19 protein-coding genes are annotated in these 18,129 nt (G+C 66.2%); 6 read left to right on the plus strand and 13 right to left on the minus strand.

The genetic code is table 11. The features are described from left to right. Nucleotides 1–6 precede the first annotated feature (6 nt). The 9 genes from LV780_RS10715 to iscR form a co-directional block, all read right to left on the minus strand. Nucleotides 7–585, minus strand: coding sequence for a Yip1 family protein (locus LV780_RS10715; protein ID WP_011909317.1), 579 nt, complete (start codon nt 583–585; stop codon nt 7–9). Further along, complete coding sequence (locus LV780_RS10720; RefSeq protein ID WP_108220309.1) at nt 582–1,061, minus strand: YIP1 family protein; 480 nt, start codon at nt 1,059–1,061, stop codon at nt 582–584. Before LV780_RS10720 ends, LV780_RS10715 begins: the two co-directional genes overlap by 4 nt. Beyond that, complete coding sequence (locus tag LV780_RS10725; protein ID WP_108220308.1) at nt 1,062–2,345, minus strand: SufB/SufD family protein; 1,284 nt, start codon at nt 2,343–2,345, stop codon at nt 1,062–1,064. After that, nucleotides 2,345–3,103: a Fe-S cluster assembly ATPase SufC gene (gene sufC, locus LV780_RS10730; RefSeq protein ID WP_011909320.1), complete on the minus strand. Its 759-nt coding sequence runs from the start codon at nt 3,101–3,103 to the stop codon at nt 2,345–2,347. The genes LV780_RS10725 and sufC overlap by 1 nt, the downstream gene beginning before the upstream one ends. Before the next feature lie 9 nt (nt 3,104–3,112). Then, entirely contained in the window at nt 3,113–3,424 is a 312-nt protein-coding gene (locus LV780_RS10735; protein ID WP_117345019.1) for a heavy metal-binding domain-containing protein, read from the minus strand. Between the two features lie 13 nt (nt 3,425–3,437). Then, on the minus strand, nt 3,438–3,617 hold the full coding sequence (locus tag LV780_RS10740) for a hypothetical protein (protein ID WP_117345020.1): 180 nt from the start codon (nt 3,615–3,617) through the stop codon (nt 3,438–3,440). 15 nt (nt 3,618–3,632) lie between these two features. Then, on the minus strand, nt 3,633–5,162 hold the full coding sequence (gene sufB / locus LV780_RS10745) for a Fe-S cluster assembly protein SufB (protein ID WP_117345021.1): 1,530 nt from the start codon (nt 5,160–5,162) through the stop codon (nt 3,633–3,635). Between the two features lie 75 nt (nt 5,163–5,237). Beyond that, the gene (locus LV780_RS10750) at nt 5,238–6,284 is read right to left on the minus strand and encodes a cysteine desulfurase family protein (RefSeq protein WP_117345022.1); all 1,047 of its coding nucleotides are present in this window, start codon (nt 6,282–6,284) and stop codon (nt 5,238–5,240) included. 81 nt (nt 6,285–6,365) lie between these two features. After that, on the minus strand, nt 6,366–6,833 hold the full coding sequence (iscR, locus tag LV780_RS10755) for a Fe-S cluster assembly transcriptional regulator IscR (RefSeq protein ID WP_011909324.1): 468 nt from the start codon (nt 6,831–6,833) through the stop codon (nt 6,366–6,368). A 153-nt stretch (nt 6,834–6,986) separates the two neighbouring features. On the opposite strand from iscR, the gene LV780_RS10760 reads away from it, so the two are divergent. The 5 genes from LV780_RS10760 to typA all read left to right on the plus strand — a co-directional run bounded on the left by LV780_RS10760 (nt 6,987) and on the right by typA (nt 12,259). After that, nucleotides 6,987–7,646: an alpha/beta hydrolase gene (locus tag LV780_RS10760; protein ID WP_044248247.1), complete on the plus strand. Its 660-nt coding sequence runs from the start codon at nt 6,987–6,989 to the stop codon at nt 7,644–7,646. After that, nucleotides 7,643–8,227: an HD domain-containing protein gene (locus LV780_RS10765; RefSeq protein WP_011909326.1), complete on the plus strand. Its 585-nt coding sequence runs from the start codon at nt 7,643–7,645 to the stop codon at nt 8,225–8,227. The genes LV780_RS10760 and LV780_RS10765 overlap by 4 nt, the downstream gene beginning before the upstream one ends. Nucleotides 8,228–8,312: 85 nt before the next feature. Then, complete coding sequence (locus LV780_RS10770; RefSeq protein WP_108222811.1) at nt 8,313–9,527, plus strand: NADP-dependent isocitrate dehydrogenase; 1,215 nt, start codon at nt 8,313–8,315, stop codon at nt 9,525–9,527. 210 nt (nt 9,528–9,737) lie between these two features. Continuing rightward, on the plus strand, nt 9,738–10,340 hold the full coding sequence (locus tag LV780_RS10775) for a YitT family protein (protein ID WP_108221026.1): 603 nt from the start codon (nt 9,738–9,740) through the stop codon (nt 10,338–10,340). A gap of 98 nt (nt 10,341–10,438) precedes the next feature. Beyond that, nucleotides 10,439–12,259 carry a translational GTPase TypA gene (gene typA / locus LV780_RS10780; RefSeq protein WP_011909329.1) on the plus strand — a complete coding sequence of 607 codons (1,821 nt, stop codon included), beginning with the start codon at nt 10,439–10,441 and terminating at the stop codon, nt 12,257–12,259. Between the two features lie 30 nt (nt 12,260–12,289). Here the strand turns inward: typA and LV780_RS10785 are convergent, their stop codons facing one another. From LV780_RS10785 to recA, 4 genes are all read right to left on the minus strand, one after another. After that, nucleotides 12,290–13,084, minus strand: a complete 795-nt coding sequence (locus tag LV780_RS10785; protein ID WP_108221025.1) for a class II glutamine amidotransferase — start codon at nt 13,082–13,084, stop codon at nt 12,290–12,292. Between the two features lie 152 nt (nt 13,085–13,236). Continuing rightward, the gene (locus LV780_RS10790; RefSeq protein WP_101341776.1) at nt 13,237–13,527 is read right to left on the minus strand and encodes a DUF1330 domain-containing protein; all 291 of its coding nucleotides are present in this window, start codon (nt 13,525–13,527) and stop codon (nt 13,237–13,239) included. Between the two features lies 1 nt (nt 13,528). Continuing rightward, complete coding sequence (gene alaS, locus LV780_RS10795) at nt 13,529–16,180, minus strand: alanine--tRNA ligase (protein ID WP_108221024.1); 2,652 nt, start codon at nt 16,178–16,180, stop codon at nt 13,529–13,531. A gap of 87 nt (nt 16,181–16,267) precedes the next feature. After that, nucleotides 16,268–17,341, minus strand: coding sequence for a recombinase RecA (gene recA, locus LV780_RS10800; RefSeq protein ID WP_011909333.1), 1,074 nt, complete (start codon nt 17,339–17,341; stop codon nt 16,268–16,270). A gap of 197 nt (nt 17,342–17,538) precedes the next feature. Between recA and LV780_RS10805 the strand changes: the two genes are divergently transcribed. Beyond that, nucleotides 17,539–18,129 (plus strand): hypothetical protein, encoded by a 591-nt coding sequence (locus LV780_RS10805; protein ID WP_011909334.1) that lies wholly within the window; start codon nt 17,539–17,541, stop codon nt 18,127–18,129.

Below are 18,129 nucleotides of genomic sequence, written 5' to 3' on the forward strand. Positions count from 1 at the left end.
AAAACCTCAGCCGCCCAGGAAGGGCATCAGGATCGCGGCCAGCACGAAGGCCATGCCGAAGAGCGTGAGCAGGATGCCGCCAAGGACGGCGACGGTGGATGTGAAGCCATGCAGCTCGGCCACGAAATGGGTCAGGAGCCAGAAGAAGAGCACGATCCCCACCACGCCGAGCAGATCCGCGAAGGGCGGCAGGATGAGCTGCGCCACAAGCTGGATCACCTCGAGGCAGAGCAGGATGAACTGCAGCCACGCCACAAGCAGGACCGCATCGGGAAAGCTGCCACGGCCGCCGCGCCAGACCCCGATCCGGTAGATGAGCCCCGCCGACACCGCCAGCAGCCCGACCTGAAGCCCCGCGCTGAAGAGCGGGCTCGGCAGGTCGTCTCCGATCAGGTTCCGCACGTCCTGCGGCAGAAGCGTGAGACCGATGAAGGTCACGAGCGCCGCGCCGACCGCCGTCAGGACCAGCGCGATCCAGCGCGCCTCCATCGGCAGGCCCATCGCCATGAGGGCGCGCGCGCCCTCTCGCGGGCTGGTGACGGTGAAGCGCGCCAGGCGCAGCAGATCGCCGAGGGAGAGGCTCATCGCTCGGCCTCCATCAGCATGGAAAGCCAGATGGCGAGGAACCCGCCCAGCACGAGGAAACCCACGATCAGCACGCCCGTCCCTTCACCGATGAAGCCGCCGACAAGGCCGTTCAGCAGCATGAGCGGCGCGGTGGCGAGCAGCGCGAGGAACAGCGCCAGCCGCGCGCCGAAGAAGCTGCCCCGGCCACCGAACAGCCGGGCGACCAGATGGCTGAGCGCCGCGATCCCGTAGCAGATCGGTGGCAGCAGGAAGACCGTGCCCATCAGCGCCCCGCTCATCCGCGCCTCGAGCGGCTGGGAGGGATCGAGATAGGCCTGCCGCGCCAGGATCGGCCATTGCGAGACGAAGATCAGCAGGCAGGCGCCCATCAGGATGACAAGCGCCCGCCCCTCGTTCTCACCGGCATCGAGATACCGCCGGATGACGGTGCGGGGGTGACGATAACTCTGGACGATGTCGGTGGTAACAGCCATTCAATGCTCGTGACGCGCCAGCCAGTTCTCCAGCCGCTGCCGGATGTCCTCGGCGATTTCCTCGTTCTCGATTTCCTGAATGGCTTCGGCGAGGAAGGCAAGCACCAGAAGCGACTGTGCGGCTTTCAGCGGCACCCCGCGCGAGCGGAGATAGAAGAGCGCCGTCTCGTCGATCGCCCCCGAGGTCGAGCCGTGCGAGCATTTCACATCGTCGGCGTAGATCTCGAGTTCGGGCTTGGCGAGGAAGACCGAATCCCCGTCGAGCAGCAGCGACTGGCTGATCTGGTAGCCGTCGGTCTTCTGCGCGCCGGGCTTGACCAGGATCTTGCCCTGGAAGACGCCGGTGGCGCCGTTCTTCAGCACCTTCTTGAAGACCTGGCGGCTTTCGCAGCACTCGCCCTCGTGGGTGACGAACACGGTGTCGTCGTGGTGGAAGCGGCCGTCGCCCATTGCTGCGCCCGCAACATGGGCCACCGCCTCGTCGCCCACCAGCTCGATCACCGCCTCGTTGCGGGTCATCACGCCATTGGCCGTCAGCGTGAAGGACTTGAAGAGCCCCTTGCCCGCCACCCGCGCGAAGATGTGGGTCGAGGCGCGCCGGTCATGGTCGCGGCCCTGCGCCCGGATATGGTGGAAGCGCCCGCCTTCGGCCACGTCCACTTCCATCACCTTCGTGAAGCGCGCCGCCGCCGGACCGCTCTCGAGGATGGTCACGTCCGCCCCGCTCTCGACGCGGATGCAATGGTGCAGCATCGCGTCCGACGTGTCGGAGGAATGGATGTAGATCAGCGCGATCGGCCGCGGAACGTAGCCGGTAACCCGGATCAGCACCCCTTCGGTCGCAAAGGCCGTGTTCAGCGCCGCGAAGGGACGCTTCACCGGCACCTGCCCGCGCGCCTCGAGCACGCCATAAAGCTCGCGCGCCCAGTGGATGTCGGATTGCGCCGCCGACAGAAGCCCGATCTCGACATGATCGAGCGCCAGCGGATCCGAGGCCTCGGCATCGAACACCCCATCGACGAAGACGAGCCTGAGCCGGTCGATGCCCTCGAACACCATCCCCTCGCCGTCGTCGTCGAAGGTGGGGGCCGGGAACGGTTCGGCACGGTTGAAGCTGGCGGGATCGGTGTAGCGCCAGTATTCGTCGCGCCGCCCCGGCAGGCCCATGGCGGTCAGCCGCGCCAGCGCGTCGAAGCGGGCCGGCGCCTGCCAACCCTCATTGGGGAACGACAGGCCGGCGATCCGCGCCGCCAGCAGATCGTCCTTCGGCAGAGCCTCGGCCATCACGCCTCCTCCGCCGCCAGGATGTCGGCGTAACCGTTCTTCTCGACCTCGAGCGCAAGCTCCGGCCCGCCGGTCTTCACGATCCGGCCATTGGCCATGATATGCACCACGTCCGGCTGGATATGATCCAGCAGCCGCTGGTAGTGGGTGATCACGAGAAAGCCGCGGCCCGCGTCGCGCAGCGCGTTCACCCCTTCCGAGACCAGCTTCAGCGCGTCCACGTCGAGCCCCGAGTCGGTCTCGTCGAGGATGCACATCCGGGGCTCCAGCACCGCCATCTGCAGGATCTCGTTGCGCTTCTTCTCGCCGCCCGAGAAGCCCACATTGACCGGGCGCTTCATCATGTCGGCGTCGATCTTGAGCGCCTTGGCCTTCTCGCGCACGAGCTTGAGGAAGTCGCCCGCGCTCATCTCCTCTTCGCCGCGCACCTTGCGCTGCGCGTTCAGAGCGGTGCGCATGAAGGTCATGTTGCCCACGCCCGGGATCTCGACCGGATACTGGAAGGCCAGGAAGAGGCCCGCCGCAGCCCGCACCTCGGGTTCCATTTCCAGCAGTTCCTCGCCGTCGAGCGTGGCCGAGCCTTCGGTGACCTCATAGCCGTCGCGCCCCGCGAGCACATAGGACAGCGTCGATTTCCCCGAGCCGTTCGGCCCCATGATCGCATGGACCTTGCCGGCCTCGACCGTCAGGTTGACCCCCTTCAGGATCACCTTGTCCTCTTCTTCAAGCTTGACGTGCAGGTTCTTGATCTCGAGCATCTTTCTTCCTCAGGCAATGGTGACGGCGGTGCCGGAGGCCGACACCATCAGCATGTTGTTGATGACCTCGTAATCGAGATCGACACCGACGACGGCATTCGCGCCCTTCGCCCGCGCGGCTTGCTCCATCTCGGACAGCGCGGTCTCGCGGGCGCGGCCCAGTTCCTTCTCGTAGGCGCCCGAGCGCCCGCCGATGAAATCGGTGATCCCGGCGAAGAGGTCGCGGATCACGTTGGCGCCGAGGATCGCCTCGCCCGTCACGATCCCGTGGTAGGTGGCGATCTGATGGCCCTCGACGCCGGGGGTGGTGGTCACGATCATCGCCCGGCCTCCGTCAGACCGAGGCGATGGCGCGCGAGATCACGAACGAGGCCGCCCCGCAGAAGAGCCCCGCCGCCAGCGCCATGCCCCAGCGCCTGAGGCCCGAGGGCTGCCCCACGCGCCACCAGACAAGCCAGAGCCCCGCGCCCACGCCCGTGCCGAGGATCAGCGCCTGCACCACAAAGGGAGTCATGGGCCGGCGCCGCGATCACCCGACGCTCCCCTCGAGGCTGATGGCGACCAGCGCCTGCGCCTCCATGGCGAACTCCATCGGCAGGGCCTGCAGCACTTCCTTGCAGAAGCCGTTCACCACCAGCGCCACCGCCTCTTCCTCGTCCATGCCCCTCGAGCGGCAGTAGAACAGCTGGTCGTCATCGACCTTCGAGGTGGTGGCCTCGTGCTCGACCCGGCTCGAGTTGTTCTTGACCTCGATGTAGGGGACGGTATGCGCCCCGCACTTGTCGCCGATCAGCAGGCTGTCGCACTGGGTGTAGTTGCGGCTGTTCGTGGCCTTCGGGTGCATCGACACAAGGCCGCGATAGGTGTTCTGGGCCTTGCCGGCCGAAATCCCCTTGGACACGATCCGCGACCGGGTGTTCTTGCCCAGATGGATCATCTTGGTGCCGGTGTCGGCCTGCTGGGCGTTGTTGGCGATGGCGATCGAGTAGAACTCGCCCTGGCTGTCGTCGCCCCGCAGGATGCAGGAGGGGTATTTCCAGGTGATCGCCGAGCCGGTCTCGACCTGCGTCCACATCACCTTGGACCGCGCCCCGCGGCAGTCGGCCCGCTTGGTCACGAAGTTGTAGATGCCGCCCCGGCCTTCCTCGTCACCCGGATACCAGTTCTGCACCGTGGAATACTTCACCTCGGCGTCCTCCAGCACCACGATCTCCACCACCGCGGCGTGAAGCTGGTTCGTGTCGCGCTTGGGCGCGGTGCAGCCTTCCAGGTAGCTCACATAGGCGCCCTTGTCGGCGATGATCAGCGTCCGCTCGAACTGGCCGGTGTTCTCGGCGTTGATGCGGAAATAGGTCGACAGCTCCATCGGGCAGCGGGTGCCCGGCGGGATATAGACGAACGACCCGTCCGAGAAGACGGCCGAGTTCAACGTCGCGAAATAGTTGTCCGACTGCGGCACGACCGAGCCGAGATATTTCTTCACCAGCTCGGGATGCTCGCGCACAGCCTCCGAGATCGAGCAGAAGATCACCCCGGCCTTGGCCAGTTCCGCCTTGAAGGTGGTGCCGACCGAAACCGAATCGAACACCGCATCCACCGCCACCTGACGCGGCGCGTCCGGGCCGTCGGCGCCCTCGACCCCGGCCAGAAGCGCCTGCTCCTTCAGCGGGATGCCCAGCTTCTTGTAGGTCTCCAGCAGCTTCGGATCGACCTCGTCCAGGGACTTCGGCTTCACGTCCATGCTCTTGGGCTTGGCGTAGTAGTAGAGGTCCTGGTAGTCGATCTCGGGGTAGTTGAGCATCGCCCAGCGGGGCTCTTCCATCTGCACCCAGCGCCGATAGGCCGCCAGCCGCCATTCGGTCATCCACTCCGGCTCATCGTTCTTCGTCGAGATCAGCCGCACGATGTCCTCGTTCAGCCCCTTGGGGGCGAAGTCCATCTCGATCTCGGTTTCCCAGCCGTACTTGTACTTGCCGGCCATCGCCTGGACCGTCTCGATCGTCTCACGATCGACGCCGTCGCGGACCTCGGGAACCACGGTCTCTTCCAGTGTCGCCATCGGTCTCAGTCTCCGTTCCAAGGGGCGCGGCCCCGTCTTGCCACTTGCACCGCCCCCGCGGGGCGGCCCGATCCATCAGGCGGCGCGGGCCCTGTGCCGGTCGCGCGCCCGGAGCCAGGCCTCGGCGAAGCGCATCACCTCGGCCTCCGTCACTCCCGGCCCGATCGACACCCGCAGCGCCGAAGCGGCGGACGTCTCGTCCAGTCCCATCGCCCGCAGCACCCGGCTCGCCCTCACCTTGCCCGACGAACAGGCCGAGCCGGCCGAGACGGCGAATCCCGCAAGGTCCATCTGCATCACCTGCGTCTCGCCCTTCCAGCCGGGCGTGACAAGGCAGAGCGTGTTCGGAAGCCGACGGGCCGCTTTCCCGACAGAAATAGTTCCTTTGCCGTCCTCGCACAACGACAATTCTAGAATATTTCTAAGTTGAAGGACAGACTCCCATGCGCCCGCCGCCAGATCGCGCGCGGCCGCCTCCGCCGCGGCCCCGAACCCTGCGATTCCAATCAGGTTCTCCGTCCCGGCCCGGCGCCCCATCTCCTGGCCACCCCCCTTCAGCCGCGCCTCCAGATCGAGCCCGCGCCGGATCACCAGCGCCCCCACGCCCTTCGGCCCGCCGATCTTGTGCGCCGAAACGAATCCCATGGCGCAGCCCAACCAGTTGAAGGCGAAGGGCACCTTTCCGAAGGCCTGCGTCAGGTCCGAGACGGCCAGCCCCTCGGGCAGATCCTGCAGGATCCCGGTCTCGGAATTGGCCATCTGCAGGGCGGTCCGGGCAGGATCATCCACCCTAACCCGACCGTCCCCATCGACCGGCAGCGACGAATGGCACCAGGCCGACACCGCCTCATGCTCGACCTCGGCGCACAGCAGGCCGCGACCGGCACAGGCCAGCGCCGCGGCCTCGGTGGCGCCCGAGACGAAGACGACATCGGCGCCATCGGCGCCCAGAGCCGCCGTCACCTGCGCCCGCGCGCGCTCCATCAGCGCCTTCGCCGCACGGCCCTCGGCATGGACGGACGAGGGATTGCCGACCAGATCCATCGCCGAGGCCATCGCCGCCCGCGCCTCGGGGCGCAGCGGTGCCGTGGCGTTCCAGTCCAGATAGATGCGCGACCTCACCCTTCACCCTTCATTCTGGCGGAAATATCCGCGGGGGCCCGGGGGCGGCAGCCCCCGGCGACCGGCCGCGACACCAACCGCTCAATCCTCGACAACAACTCGAAACAGCGCCGGCACCGCCGGACATGGACGCATCTCGTTCTTGATGATGTCCGACAGACGGGTCTGGTGAAGGAAGACATAGACATGCGCCGACAGCCCCTCCCACAGCCGGTTGGTCAAGGATTGTGCACGCGAGCCCGAAACGCCTCCACTTGCACCAGCGCCGGTATGCATCGCATTGACCGTCTCTTCCACCGCTTCCATGATCTCGCTGACCCGGATCTCCTGCGCGTCCCGCGCCAGCTTGTAGCCGCCGCCCGGCCCGCGCACCGCTTCGACCAGCCCCGCGCGCCGCAGCTTGACGAAAAGCTGTTCCAGATAGGGCAGCGAAATGTCCTGCCGCTTCGAGACCTCCGCAAGCGAGACAAGCTCGTTGCCCGACTTCTGCGCGAGGGCCAGATCCACCAGCGCCACCATCGCATACCGACCCTTGGTCGAGAGTTTCATTTTTCTGTTTCCGCCAAATCCATTGACGCCAAGCAGCAGGCCGCTTAACTCGTTACGGTTCCGGGGCGGGTCCTCCGCCCAGGTGGAATGGTTCTAATTTGCCCGAGCGTTTTTGTCAAGAATACGCCCGGAAGAAACAGGCAAGGCGAGGCGATGCCCGAAGTCATTTTCGCAGGCCCAGAGGGCCGGCTCGAAGGCCGCTACCACCCCCAGAAGGACCGTGACGCCCCCATCGCCATCGTTCTGCATCCGCATCCGCAGTTCGGCGGCTCGATGAACAACAAGGTCGTCTACAACCTTCACTATGCCTTCTACCGGCTCGGATTCACAGTCCTGCGCTTCAATTTCCGCGGCGTCGGCCGGTCGCAGGGCGAGTATGACCAGGGCATCGGCGAACTGTCGGATGCGGCCTCGGCGCTCGACTATCTCCAGTCGATGAACCAGAACGCGAAACACTGCTGGGTCGCGGGCTTTTCCTTCGGCGCCTGGATCGGGATGCAGCTCCTGATGCGCCGGCCCGAGATCACGGGCTTCGTCTCGGTGGCTCCGCCGGCCAACATGTATGACTTCTCGTTCCTGGCGCCCTGCCCCTCGTCGGGCCTGATCATCAACGGCACCGCCGATCGCGTGGCGCAGCCGAAGGATACGGTCTCGCTGGTGAACAAGCTGCACGAGCAGAAGGGCATCACCATCACCCACGAGCAGATCGAGGGTGCCGACCACTTCTTCAAGGACGAGGAGGCGCACATGAACCCGATGGTCGCCAAGGTGTCCGACTATGTGAAGCGGCGGCTCACCGAGGTCTCGCGGTGAGCGATCGGCTCGGCCGGCAGCTTGCCTTCCTGGCCGAGGCCGACCGGCTGAAATCCGTCCTGCGCGCCAACACGCTCTGCGACGCCTCGCGGCGCGAGAATTCGGGCGAACATTCCTGGCATGTCGCGCTCTATGCCCTCGTGCTGGCCGATCAGGCGCGGCCCGAGGTGCGGATCGACCGCGTCCTGCAGATGCTGCTGATCCACGATCTCGTCGAGATCGACTGCGGCGACACGCCGATCCACGGCAGCCATGACGCGGTTTCGGTGGCCGAGGCCGAATCCGCGGCGGCCGACCGACTCTTCGGCCTTCTGCCCGAGGACCAGGCACGAACCCTCCGGGCGCTGTGGGATGAGTTCGAGGAGGGCGTCTCGCCCGATGCGATCTTCGCCCGCTCCATCGACCGGGTTCAGCCGGTCATGCAGAATCTCGAGTCCGGCGGCGGCACCTGGCGCGATTTCAACGTCAGCTCCGACCAACTCGACGCACGAGTCGGCGTCAAGATCGCCCGAGGCGCGCCGCGCCTCTGGGACCATGTCCGCGCCCTGACCCGGCGCTATTTCGACGCCCCCGCGGGCTGATCCGGTATACCTTGGCATACCGGGCTTTTCTCCAGCGGGCTTTTCCGCTATGCGGGGCGTGATCAATCATTCCGGGAGCCTCACCATGTCGAAGATCAAGGTAGCCAACCCCGTCGTCGAACTCGACGGCGACGAGATGACCCGCATCATCTGGGACTTCATCAAGCAGAAGCTGATCCTGCCCTACCTCGACATCGACCTGCATTACTACGATCTCGGCATCGAGGAGCGCGACCGCACCGAGGACCAGATCACCATCGACGCGGCCAACGCGATCAAGCAGTACGGCGTCGGCGTGAAATGCGCGACCATCACCCCCGACGAGGCGCGGGTCGAGGAGTTCGGCCTGAAGTCGATGTGGAAAAGCCCGAACGGCACCATCCGCAACATCCTCGGCGGGGTGATCTTCCGCCAGCCGATCATCTGCAAGAACGTGCCGCGCCTCGTGCCGGGCTGGACGAAGCCGATCGTCGTCGGCCGCCACGCCTTCGGCGACCAGTACCGCGCCACCGACTTCCGCTTCCCCGGCAAGGGCAAGCTCACGCTCAAGTTCGTGGGCGAGGACGGCACGGTGATCGAGCGCGAGGTCTTCGACGCGCCGGGCTCGGGCGTGACCATGGCGATGTACAACCTCGACGAGTCGATCCTCGACTTCGCGCGGGCCTCGATGAACTACGGGCTGAACCTCGGCTGGCCGGTCTATCTCTCGACCAAGAACACCATCCTCAAGGCCTATGACGGCCGCTTCAAGGACCTCTTCCAGAAGGTCTATGAGGAGGAATTTGCCGACAGGTTCAAGGCCGCGGGCATCACCTACGAGCACCGGCTGATCGACGACATGGTGGCCTCGGCGCTGAAATGGTCGGGCGGCTATGTCTGGGCCTGCAAGAACTACGATGGCGACGTGCAGTCGGACACGGTGGCGCAGGGCTTCGGCTCGCTCGGGCTGATGACGAGCGTGCTGATGACGCCGGACGGCAAGACGGTGGAGGCCGAGGCCGCGCATGGCACGGTGACGCGGCACTACCGCCAGCACCAGGCGGGCAAGGAGACCTCGACCAACTCGATCGCCTCGATCTTCGCCTGGACGGGCGGGCTCAAGCACCGGGCGAAGCTCGACGACAACGCGGAACTCATGCGCTTCGCCGAGACGCTGGAGCGGGTGACGGTGCAGGCGGTCGAGGACGGGTTCATGACCAAGGATCTCGCGCTTCTGGTGGGGCCGGACCAGAAGTGGCTGACGACGATGGGCTATCTGGAAAAGGTGGACGAATATCTCGACCGCGCCCTCGGCGCCTGAGATGCGCCGAAAGCCGGGGGGCTGTCTGCCCCCCGGACCCCCCGAGGATATTTTTCCAGAGTGAAAGTGCGAAGGGGCCGGCCTTCCGTGGGGCATCGCTTGTGCGGCCGTTCCGGCTGATGTTTGCGAGGGACGTGGCTGTTGGGGGGGCTTTGCAGACGGGGCAGGCCTGTTCGGGGGATCGCCCTGAGTTAAACGATGGATCCTGTGATGACCGAGGCAACCGCCCATACCAGACTCGAAGACGCGCAGGCCATCGCCTATGGCTGCACGATGGCAGCCTTCGGGATCACCATCCTCACGCATCTTGGCCTGGTGACGGGCCAGACGGCGGGCCTCGCGGTCCTGATCTCCTATGCGACCGGATGGGGATTTGCGCCGGTCTTCTTCGCGATCAACATCCCCTTCTACTGGCTGGGCTACCGCCGGATGGGGCCGGCCTTCACGATCAAGACCTTCCTGTCAGTGGCGCTCCTGTCGGCGCTGGCGCAGGTCATGCCCCAGTGGATCTCGTTTGCGCATCTCGACCCGGCCTTTGGAGCGGTGCTGTTCGGGCTCACCTCGGGCTCGGCGCTCCTCGCGCTCTTCCGCCATGGTGCGAGCCTTGGCGGGATCGGGATCCTCGCGCTCTATCTGCAGGACAGGACCGGCTTTCGTGCCGGCTGGACCCAGCTCGCCTTTGATGCCGTGCTCTTTGCCGTGGCGCTCCTGCTGCGGGAGTGGCCGCTTGTCGCCTGGTCCTTCCTCGGCGCGCTGGTCGTGAACCTGGTGATCGCGATCAACCACCGCCGTGATCGCTATATCGCGACCTGACGCTTCTTCTCCGCCCCGCCGGAAAACTCTGGCCTTTCTGCGCCGCGTCATGTAACGCCGCGCACGAACCCCTGATCCCTACCCGAGAGAGAACCCCGATGGAGCTTCGCAACATCGCCATCATCGCGCACGTCGACCATGGCAAGACGACCCTCGTGGACGAGCTCCTCAAGCAGTCCGGCGCCTTCCGCGACAACCAGGCCGTGGCCGAGCGCGCGATGGACAGCAACGACATCGAACGCGAGCGCGGGATCACCATCCTGGCGAAATGCACCTCGCTCGAATGGTCGGGCAAGCGCATCAACATCGTCGATACCCCCGGTCACGCCGATTTCGGCGGCGAGGTCGAGCGCATCCTGAACATGGTGGACGGCGTGGTGCTGCTGGTCGATGCGGCCGAAGGGCCGATGCCGCAGACCAAGTTCGTGACCTCGAAGGCGCTGGCGCTGGGGCTGCGGCCGATCGTGGTGCTGAACAAGGTGGACAAGCCCGACGCCGAGCCCGACCGCGCGCTGAACGAGGTCTTCGACCTCTTCGCCAACCTCGGCGCGGATGACGATCAGCTCGATTTTCCCGTGCTTTACGCCTCGGGCCGCTCGGGCTGGGCCGATGAGCAGCTCGACGGGCCGCGCAAGGATCTGTCGGCCCTTTACGAGCTGGTGCTGCGCCATGTGCCGGCGCCGAAACAGCTCGCCGCCCGCGACGAGCCTTTCCGCATGCTGGCCACCACGCTCTCGGCCGACCCGTTCATCGGCCGTATCCTGACGGGGCGGGTCGAGGCCGGCACGGTCAAGGCCGGCGACACGCTCAAGGCGCTCTCGCGCACCGGCGACCGGATCGAGCAGTTCCGGGTGTCGAAGGTGCTGGCCTTCCGCGGCCTTTCGCAGACCCCGATCGAGGTGGGCGAGGCGGGCGACATCGTGACCCTGGCCGGCATGTCCAAGGCGACCGTGGCCGACACGCTCTGCGCACCCGAGGTCGATGTGCCGCTGCCGGCGCAGCCGATCGACCCGCCCACCATCTCGGTGACCTTCGGGATCAACGATTCGCCGCTCGCCGGCAAGGACGGCAACAAGGTCCAGTCGCGCGTGATCCGCGAGCGGCTGATGAAGGAGGCCGAGATCAACGTCGCGATCAAGGTCACCGACACGCCCGGCGGCGAGGCCTTCGAGGTCGCGGGCCGGGGCGAGCTGCAGATGGGCGTGCTGATCGAGAACATGCGCCGCGAAGGCTTCGAACTCTCCATCTCGCGCCCGCGCGTGCTCTTCCGCGAAGAGAACGGCCAGCGGATGGAGCCGATCGAGGAAGTGACCATCGACGTGGACGACGAGTTCACCGGCGCGGTGATCGAAAAGCTGACCGGGCCGCGCAAGGGCGAGCTGGTCGAGATGAAGCCGGCGGGCGCCGGCAAGACCCGGATCATTGCGCATGTGCCCTCGCGCGGGCTGATCGGCTACCACGGCCAGTTCCTGACCGATACCCGCGGCACCGGCGTGCTGAACCGCGTCTTCCACGAATGGGCGCCCCACAAGGGCCCGATCGAGGGCCGCCGCGTCGGCGTGCTCGTCTCGATGGAAAACGGCAGCTCGGTCCCCTATGCGCTCTGGAACCTCGAGGAGCGGGGCCATCTCTTCATCGGCGCGCAGGAAGCCGTCTATGTCGGCATGATCATCGGCGAGCACTCGCGCGAGAACGATCTCGAGGTGAACCCGCTGAAGGGCAAGAAGCTCACCAACGTCCGCGCCTCAGGCACGGACGAGGCCGTGCGCCTCACGCCCCCGGTCCGGCTCTCGCTCGAGCAGGCGATCGCCTACATCGATGATGACGAGCTGGTGGAGGTGACCCCCAAGATCGTGCGTATGCGCAAGCGCCATCTCGATCCGCATGAGCGCAAGCGCGCCGCGAAGGCCGCCGAGTGACGGAGGGCGCCCCCGCGGCGCCCTTTTTCGTTAGGCCGCTTCGGCCTGGGCGGCGGGTCGGAACGGCTCGATCCTGACCGCCTCACCCTCGAAGGTGCAGAAGGAGGCGGGGGCCACGGGCAGCCAGTCGCCCTCGTCCTGCTCGAGCGGCTCGGACACGACCGCCCGGCCGCCGCGCCGCAGGCTCCAGCGGTGATAGAGCGTGGGCGCCTGATCGTCCGAGGCATAGCGCACCGCATGAAGCCGCTCGCCGTCCGAGAGCGCCGCCGTGAGGCGGATGTGGGGGACGTTCCCCTTCTCGCGCGAGAGCCGCTCCAGCCCCTGAACCGCCCGCTCGAGCGCGCCCTTCGGATCCTGCTCGAGACCCTCGGCCAGGGCCACGAGGAACAGCACCTCGCTGTCCGTGGCCCCCTTGCGGTGCCCGTAGAGAGCCTCCGGGATCAGCATGTCGGCATCGCGACGGAACAGGTCGTAACCGCCGACCTGCCCGTTGTGCATGAAGCTCCAGCGGCCGACCACGAACGGATGGCAGTTGTTGCGGCTGGTGGCGGTGCCGGTCGAGGCGCGGACATGGGCGAGGAACAGGCCCGACTTCACCTGCGCGGTGAGGCTGCGAAGGTTCGGATCGCTCCAGGCCGGATAGACGTCGCGATAGAGCCCCGGCTCGGGCCGCTCGCCATACCAGGCGATGCCGAAGCCGTCGGCGTTGATCGCCGTGCCGCATTCCGTCGCGCAGTGGCTCTGGTGGATCAGCGAGTGTCCGGGGCGGCTCACGACTTCCTCGAGGAAGATCGGCGCCCCGATGTAGGCGGCCCAACGGCACATGATCAACGCGCTCCGCCGGCGCGCAGCGGTTCCGGCATGTTCGCCCTGCCCCATCTACTGCTCGTGGCCACGATACCCCGAACCACGAGCCGTCGCATCAGGAAACCGTTACTATAGCGCCCCCCGCGACAGAGAGCGCAGGGGCCGCGTCCTCACTCGACCTCTTCGACCACCACGAGATCCCGGACCGATGCACCCCGCGCATGATCGAGCGCCGCCTGATATTCGGCCGAGTGATAGCAGGCCACCGCCGCTTCGACCGACGGAAAGCGCGCCACAACGTTGCGGGAACGGTCGCGCCCCTCGAGCTGCACATGGCGGCCGCCGCGGGCAAGGAAGACACCCCCGTGCGCGGCAATCGCCGGGCCCGCGCCCTTGGCGTAACGGCCATAGGCCTCGGCGTCGGTCACGTCCACATTCGCAATCCAGAGCGCAGTCGCCATCTCAGCCTCCGATCACCGCTTCAACCGCGCGGATCGCCGCTTCGGCCTGAGACGCGTCGGCCGCGCCCGCCTGCGCCATGTCCGGCCTCCCGCCGCCGCCGCGCCCGCCGAGCGCCTCGGCCGCGGCCTTGACCAGCGCCACCGCGGACAGCCGGTCGGTCAGGTCCGGCGTGACACCGGCGGCCAGTGCCGCCTTGCCGGCGGTGTCCGAGATCAGGAGCACGGCGCCCGAGCCCACGCGCGCCTTCATCTCGTCGATGAGCCCCGGCATGTCCTTGCCCGGCACACCCTGGACGATCTGGGCCAGAAACTTCACGCCGCCGATGTCCTTGGCCTCGGCGGCGGCACCGCCGCCCATGGCCGCCTCACGACGCAGCTGCGCCACCTCGTTCTGAAGCTGCCGACGCTCTTCGACCAGCGCCTTGACGCGGTCCACCATCTCGGCTGGCGACGCCTTCAGAGTGGCCGCCACCTGGGCCAGCCGCTGCATCTGCTCGTTGAGATGGGCCAGCGCGCCCTCCCCGGTCAGCGCCTCGATCCGACGCACACCGGCGGACGAAGCCGAGTCGCCGAGGATCACGCACAGACCGATGTCGCCCAGCCGCGCCACATGCGTGCCACCGCACAGCTCCAGCGAATAGGTCTGGCCGTCCATGCCCTTGCCCGAGCCGGCGAGCGTGCCCATCGAGACCACGCGCACCTCGTCGCCATATTTCTCGCCGAAGAGCGCCTGGGCGCCGAGCGCCCGCGCGTCGTCGGGCGACATGATCCGCGTCTCGACCATTCCGTTCGAGCGGATGAACTGGTTCACCTCGGCCTCGACCGTGGCCAGTTCCTCGGCGCTGAGCGCCTTGGAGTGGCTGAAGTCGAAGCGTAGCCGGTCGGGAGCATTCAGAGAGCCCCGCTGCGCGACATGATCACCGAGCGCCCGCCGGAGCGCCTCGTGCAGGAGGTGGGTGGCCGAGTGGTTCGCCCGGATCGCCGAACGCCGGGCGTGATCCACCTCGAGCGCCGCGCCCTGACCCGGCCGGATCTCGCCCTCCGTCACTTCGGCAAAATGCAGGAAGAGCCCCTGCCCCTTTCTGACATCCGTGATCCGGGCCCGGCCGGTGTCGGTGCGCAACTCACCCGTGTCCCCGACCTGACCGCCGGATTCGGCGTAGAAGGGGGTCTGGTTGAGGATGATCTGAACCGTCTGACCGGGCGTGGCCGAAGCGATCTCCGCCCCGCCCGCAACGATCGCGAGGATCTGCCCCTCGGCCTTTTCCGTATCATAGCCCAGGAATTCGGTCGCGCCGCGCTTTTCGGCCAGATCGAACCAGATCGCCGCATCCTTGGTCTCACCCGAGCCGGACCAGCTGGCGCGAGCCTTGGCCTTCTGCTCGGCCATCGCCGCCTCGAAGCCCTCGACATCCACCTTGCGCCCCTTTTCGCGGAGCGCGTCCTGCGTCAGGTCGAGCGGAAAACCGTAGGTGTCGTAGAGCTTGAAGGCCGCCTCGCCCGGCAGCGGCGAGCCCTCCGGCAGACGATCCAGTTCATCCTCAAGCAACCGCAGACCGCGGTCGAGCGTCTGGCGGAAGCGGGTTTCCTCGAGCCTCAGCGTCTCCTCGATCAGCGCCTGACCACGGGTCAGTTCGGGATAGGCGGCCCCCATCTGCCGAACCAGGGCGGGCACCAGGCGGTGCATGACGGGATCCTGTGCGCCCAGAAGATGGGCATGACGCATCGCGCGGCGCATGATCCGGCGCAGCACATAGCCGCGCCCCTCGTTCGACGGCATCACCCCGTCGGCGATCAGGAAGGAGGTCGAGCGGAGATGGTCGGCAATGACGCGGTGGTGAGTCTTGCCCGTGCCATCCGGATCGGTCGAAGTCGCATGCGCCGAAGCCTCGATCAGGCTGCGCATCAGGTCGGTGTCGTAGTTGTCATGCTTGCCCTGGAGGAGCGCGCCGATCCGCTCGAGCCCCATCCCGGTGTCGATCGACTGCTTGGGCAGCGGCGTCATCGACCCATCGGGATGCTGCTCGTTCTGCATGAAGACGAGGTTCCAGATCTCGATGAATCGGTCGCCATCCTCATCCGCGGAGCCGGGCGGACCGCCCCAGATCGAGGGACCGTGATCGTAGAAGATCTCGGTGCAGGGACCGCACGGGCCCGTGGGACCCATCATCCAGAAATTGTCGTTGGTCGGGATGCGAATGATCCGGTCATCCGGCAGGCCCGCCACCTTCTTCCAGATCGAGGCGGCTTCGTCATCGGTGTGATAGACGGTAACGAGCAGCTTTTCCCGCGGGATATCGAAGTCCCTGGTCAGAAGCTCCCATGCGAAGGGGATGGCCTCCGACTTGAAATAGTCGCCGAAGGAGAAGTTCCCCAGCATCTCGAAGAAGGTGTGATGCCGGGCCGTGTAACCCACATTGTCCAGGTCATTGTGCTTGCCGCCCGCACGGACGCACTTCTGCGCCGTTGTCGCCCGGGTGTAGTCACGATGCTCAAGCCCGGTGAAGCAGTTCTTGAACTGCACCATCCCCGAGTTCGTGAACATGAGCGTCGGGTCGTTGCGCGGGACGAGCGGACTCGACTCCACGACCCTGTGCCCGTTGCGTCGGAAATAGTCGAGGAAGGTCGAGCGGATATCGTTCAAGGACGGCATGAAGGAAGCCTCTGTCAGGCGGATCTGCGGTTCGCCGTCTCGTTTAATGCTGCGCGCCGGGGCTGTCCACCTCGACGCGCAGAAGCGTCACATGTCCACCAGATCGTCGTCCTTGCCGATCTCTCCGGTCGAAAAATCGAGCCCGTGCGAGGCGCGGATCTTGTCCTCGATGTCACCTGCAACCGACGGATTGGCGCGGAGGAAAGCCTTGGCGTTCTCGCGCCCCTGCCCGATCCGCTCGTCGCCGTAGGAATACCAGGAGCCGGATTTCTCGACAACGCCCGCCTTGACACCAAGATCGACCAGTTCACCCGTCTTCGAGATGCCCTCGCCATACATGATGTCGAACTCGACCTCGCGGAACGGCGGGGCCACCTTGTTCTTCACCACCTTCACCTTGGTCGTGTTGCCGATCACATTGTCGCGGTCCTTGATCCCGCCGGTTCGGCGGATGTCGAGCCGGACAGAGGCATAGAACTTCAAGGCGTTGCCGCCCGTCGTCGTCTCGGGGCTGCCGAACATGACGCCGATCTTCATCCGGATCTGGTTGATGAAGATCACCATGCAGTTGGATCGGCCGATCGAGGCGGTCAGCTTTCGCATCGCCTGGCTCATCAGACGGGCCTGCGAGCCCATCTGCATGTCACCCATATCGCCCTCGATCTCGGACTTCGGCGTCAGAGCCGCGACCGAATCCACCACGATCAGGCTGACCGCGCCCGAGCGGACAAGCGTGTCCACGATCTCCAGAGCCTGCTCACCCGTGTCCGGCTGGGATATCAGAAGCTCGTCAAGATTGACTCCCAGCTTCTTGGCGTAAGCAGGATCGAGGGCGTGCTCGGCATCCACAAAGGCGCAGACGCCGCCCTTCTTCTGCTCCTCCGCCACCACATGCAGCGTCAGCGTTGTCTTGCCCGAACTTTCCGGACCATAGATCTCGATGATCCGCCCCTTCGGCAGGCCCCCGATGCCGAGGGCAATGTCGAGACCCAGCGATCCCGTCGAGGTCGCCTCGATCTCCATCACCGGGCTGTTTGCGCCCAGCTTCATGATGGAGCCCTTGCCGAACTGCCGTTCAATCTGTGCCAGCGCGCTCTCGAGCGCCTTCGCCTTGTCCATCTCGCGCCTTCCGTTCAAGTCGAGCAGGTTCGCCGTCGCCATGTCCCGTTCCTTATTTCACAGCCGCGCAGGGGCAGCAATCGCTTCGCGTGTTCGCCTAATGTTCCGGTCGGACTATGAGACCGAAAGTCGAACATTACAACCGGATTCTCCGGTAGATGCAGCTTTCGACGAAAGGGGTTAAGCACTGGTTCACGACACCGGAACCCGCAGAGGTTCAGGAGCAACGAGGGGACAGGATGCTCATATTCTGGGAACAGCGGCTGGTGTTTCTCGCCACACCGAAGACAGGAACGACAGCGATCGAGACGGCCCTCGAATCACTGGCGGCCGCATCGATCCAGCGGCCACCGCTGCTGAAGCATACGTCGGTCGAAAGTTATCGGCGCTTCATCGGCCCGTATCTGGAGGCGGCCTCGGGCGAGCCGTTCACCGTAGTGGCCCTCATGCGAGAGCCGCGGGCGTGGTTGGGAAGCTGGTATCGCCACCGCCAGCGGGACGATGTCGTGGAGGCGGCCAAGAGCACCGCTCACGTCACGTTTGACGAGTTCGTGCGCGCCTATGTGTCGGATCCGCAACCGGAATTTGCGGCTGTTGGCTCGCAGGCCCGCTTCCTTGATGCAACGGGGGGCCAAGGCCTGGACCGGCTGTTCCGTTACGAGGAGATCGGGCGCTTCATCGATTTCCTGGAGGAGCGGCTTGGATGCGAGATCATCCTGCCTCGGCTGAATGTCTCGCCCGCAGCCCCGCTCGACCTGTCGCCCGAGACGGAAGACCTCGTGCGACGGACGATGGCGCGGGATCTCGCCCTTTATGCATCGCTCGACTGA

The sequence above is a fragment of the Cereibacter azotoformans genome, from assembly GCF_021391315.1.
GTDB lineage: Bacteria > Pseudomonadota > Alphaproteobacteria > Rhodobacterales > Rhodobacteraceae > Cereibacter_A > Cereibacter_A azotoformans.

Excerpts from the sequence above, each read along its gene's own strand:
- LV780_RS10715 (WP_011909317.1), bottom strand. The coding sequence starts at position 585 with ATGAGCCTCTCCCTCGGCGATCTGCTGCGCCTGGCGCGCTTCACCGTC.
- LV780_RS10720 (WP_108220309.1), bottom strand. The coding sequence starts at position 1,061 with ATGGCTGTTACCACCGACATCGTCCAGAGTTATCGTCACCCCCGCACC.
- LV780_RS10725 (WP_108220308.1), bottom strand. The coding sequence starts at position 2,345 with ATGGCCGAGGCTCTGCCGAAGGACGATCTGCTGGCGGCGCGGATCGCC.
- sufC (WP_011909320.1), bottom strand. The coding sequence starts at position 3,103 with ATGCTCGAGATCAAGAACCTGCACGTCAAGCTTGAAGAAGAGGACAAG.
- LV780_RS10735 (WP_117345019.1), bottom strand. The coding sequence starts at position 3,424 with ATGATCGTGACCACCACCCCCGGCGTCGAGGGCCATCAGATCGCCACC.
- LV780_RS10740 (WP_117345020.1), bottom strand. The coding sequence starts at position 3,617 with ATGACTCCCTTTGTGGTGCAGGCGCTGATCCTCGGCACGGGCGTGGGC.
- sufB (WP_117345021.1), bottom strand. The coding sequence starts at position 5,162 with ATGGCGACACTGGAAGAGACCGTGGTTCCCGAGGTCCGCGACGGCGTC.
- iscR (WP_011909324.1), bottom strand. The coding sequence starts at position 6,833 with ATGAAACTCTCGACCAAGGGTCGGTATGCGATGGTGGCGCTGGTGGAT.
- LV780_RS10760 (WP_044248247.1), top strand. The coding sequence starts at position 6,987 with ATGCCCGAAGTCATTTTCGCAGGCCCAGAGGGCCGGCTCGAAGGCCGC.
- LV780_RS10770 (WP_108222811.1), top strand. The coding sequence starts at position 8,313 with ATGTCGAAGATCAAGGTAGCCAACCCCGTCGTCGAACTCGACGGCGAC.
- LV780_RS10775 (WP_108221026.1), top strand. The coding sequence starts at position 9,738 with ATGACCGAGGCAACCGCCCATACCAGACTCGAAGACGCGCAGGCCATC.
- typA (WP_011909329.1), top strand. The coding sequence starts at position 10,439 with ATGGAGCTTCGCAACATCGCCATCATCGCGCACGTCGACCATGGCAAG.
- LV780_RS10785 (WP_108221025.1), bottom strand. The coding sequence starts at position 13,084 with ATGTGCCGTTGGGCCGCCTACATCGGGGCGCCGATCTTCCTCGAGGAA.
- LV780_RS10790 (WP_101341776.1), bottom strand. The coding sequence starts at position 13,527 with ATGGCGACTGCGCTCTGGATTGCGAATGTGGACGTGACCGACGCCGAG.
- alaS (WP_108221024.1), bottom strand. The coding sequence starts at position 16,180 with ATGCCGTCCTTGAACGATATCCGCTCGACCTTCCTCGACTATTTCCGA.
- recA (WP_011909333.1), bottom strand. The coding sequence starts at position 17,341 with ATGGCGACGGCGAACCTGCTCGACTTGAACGGAAGGCGCGAGATGGAC.
- LV780_RS10805 (WP_011909334.1), top strand. The coding sequence starts at position 17,539 with ATGCTCATATTCTGGGAACAGCGGCTGGTGTTTCTCGCCACACCGAAG.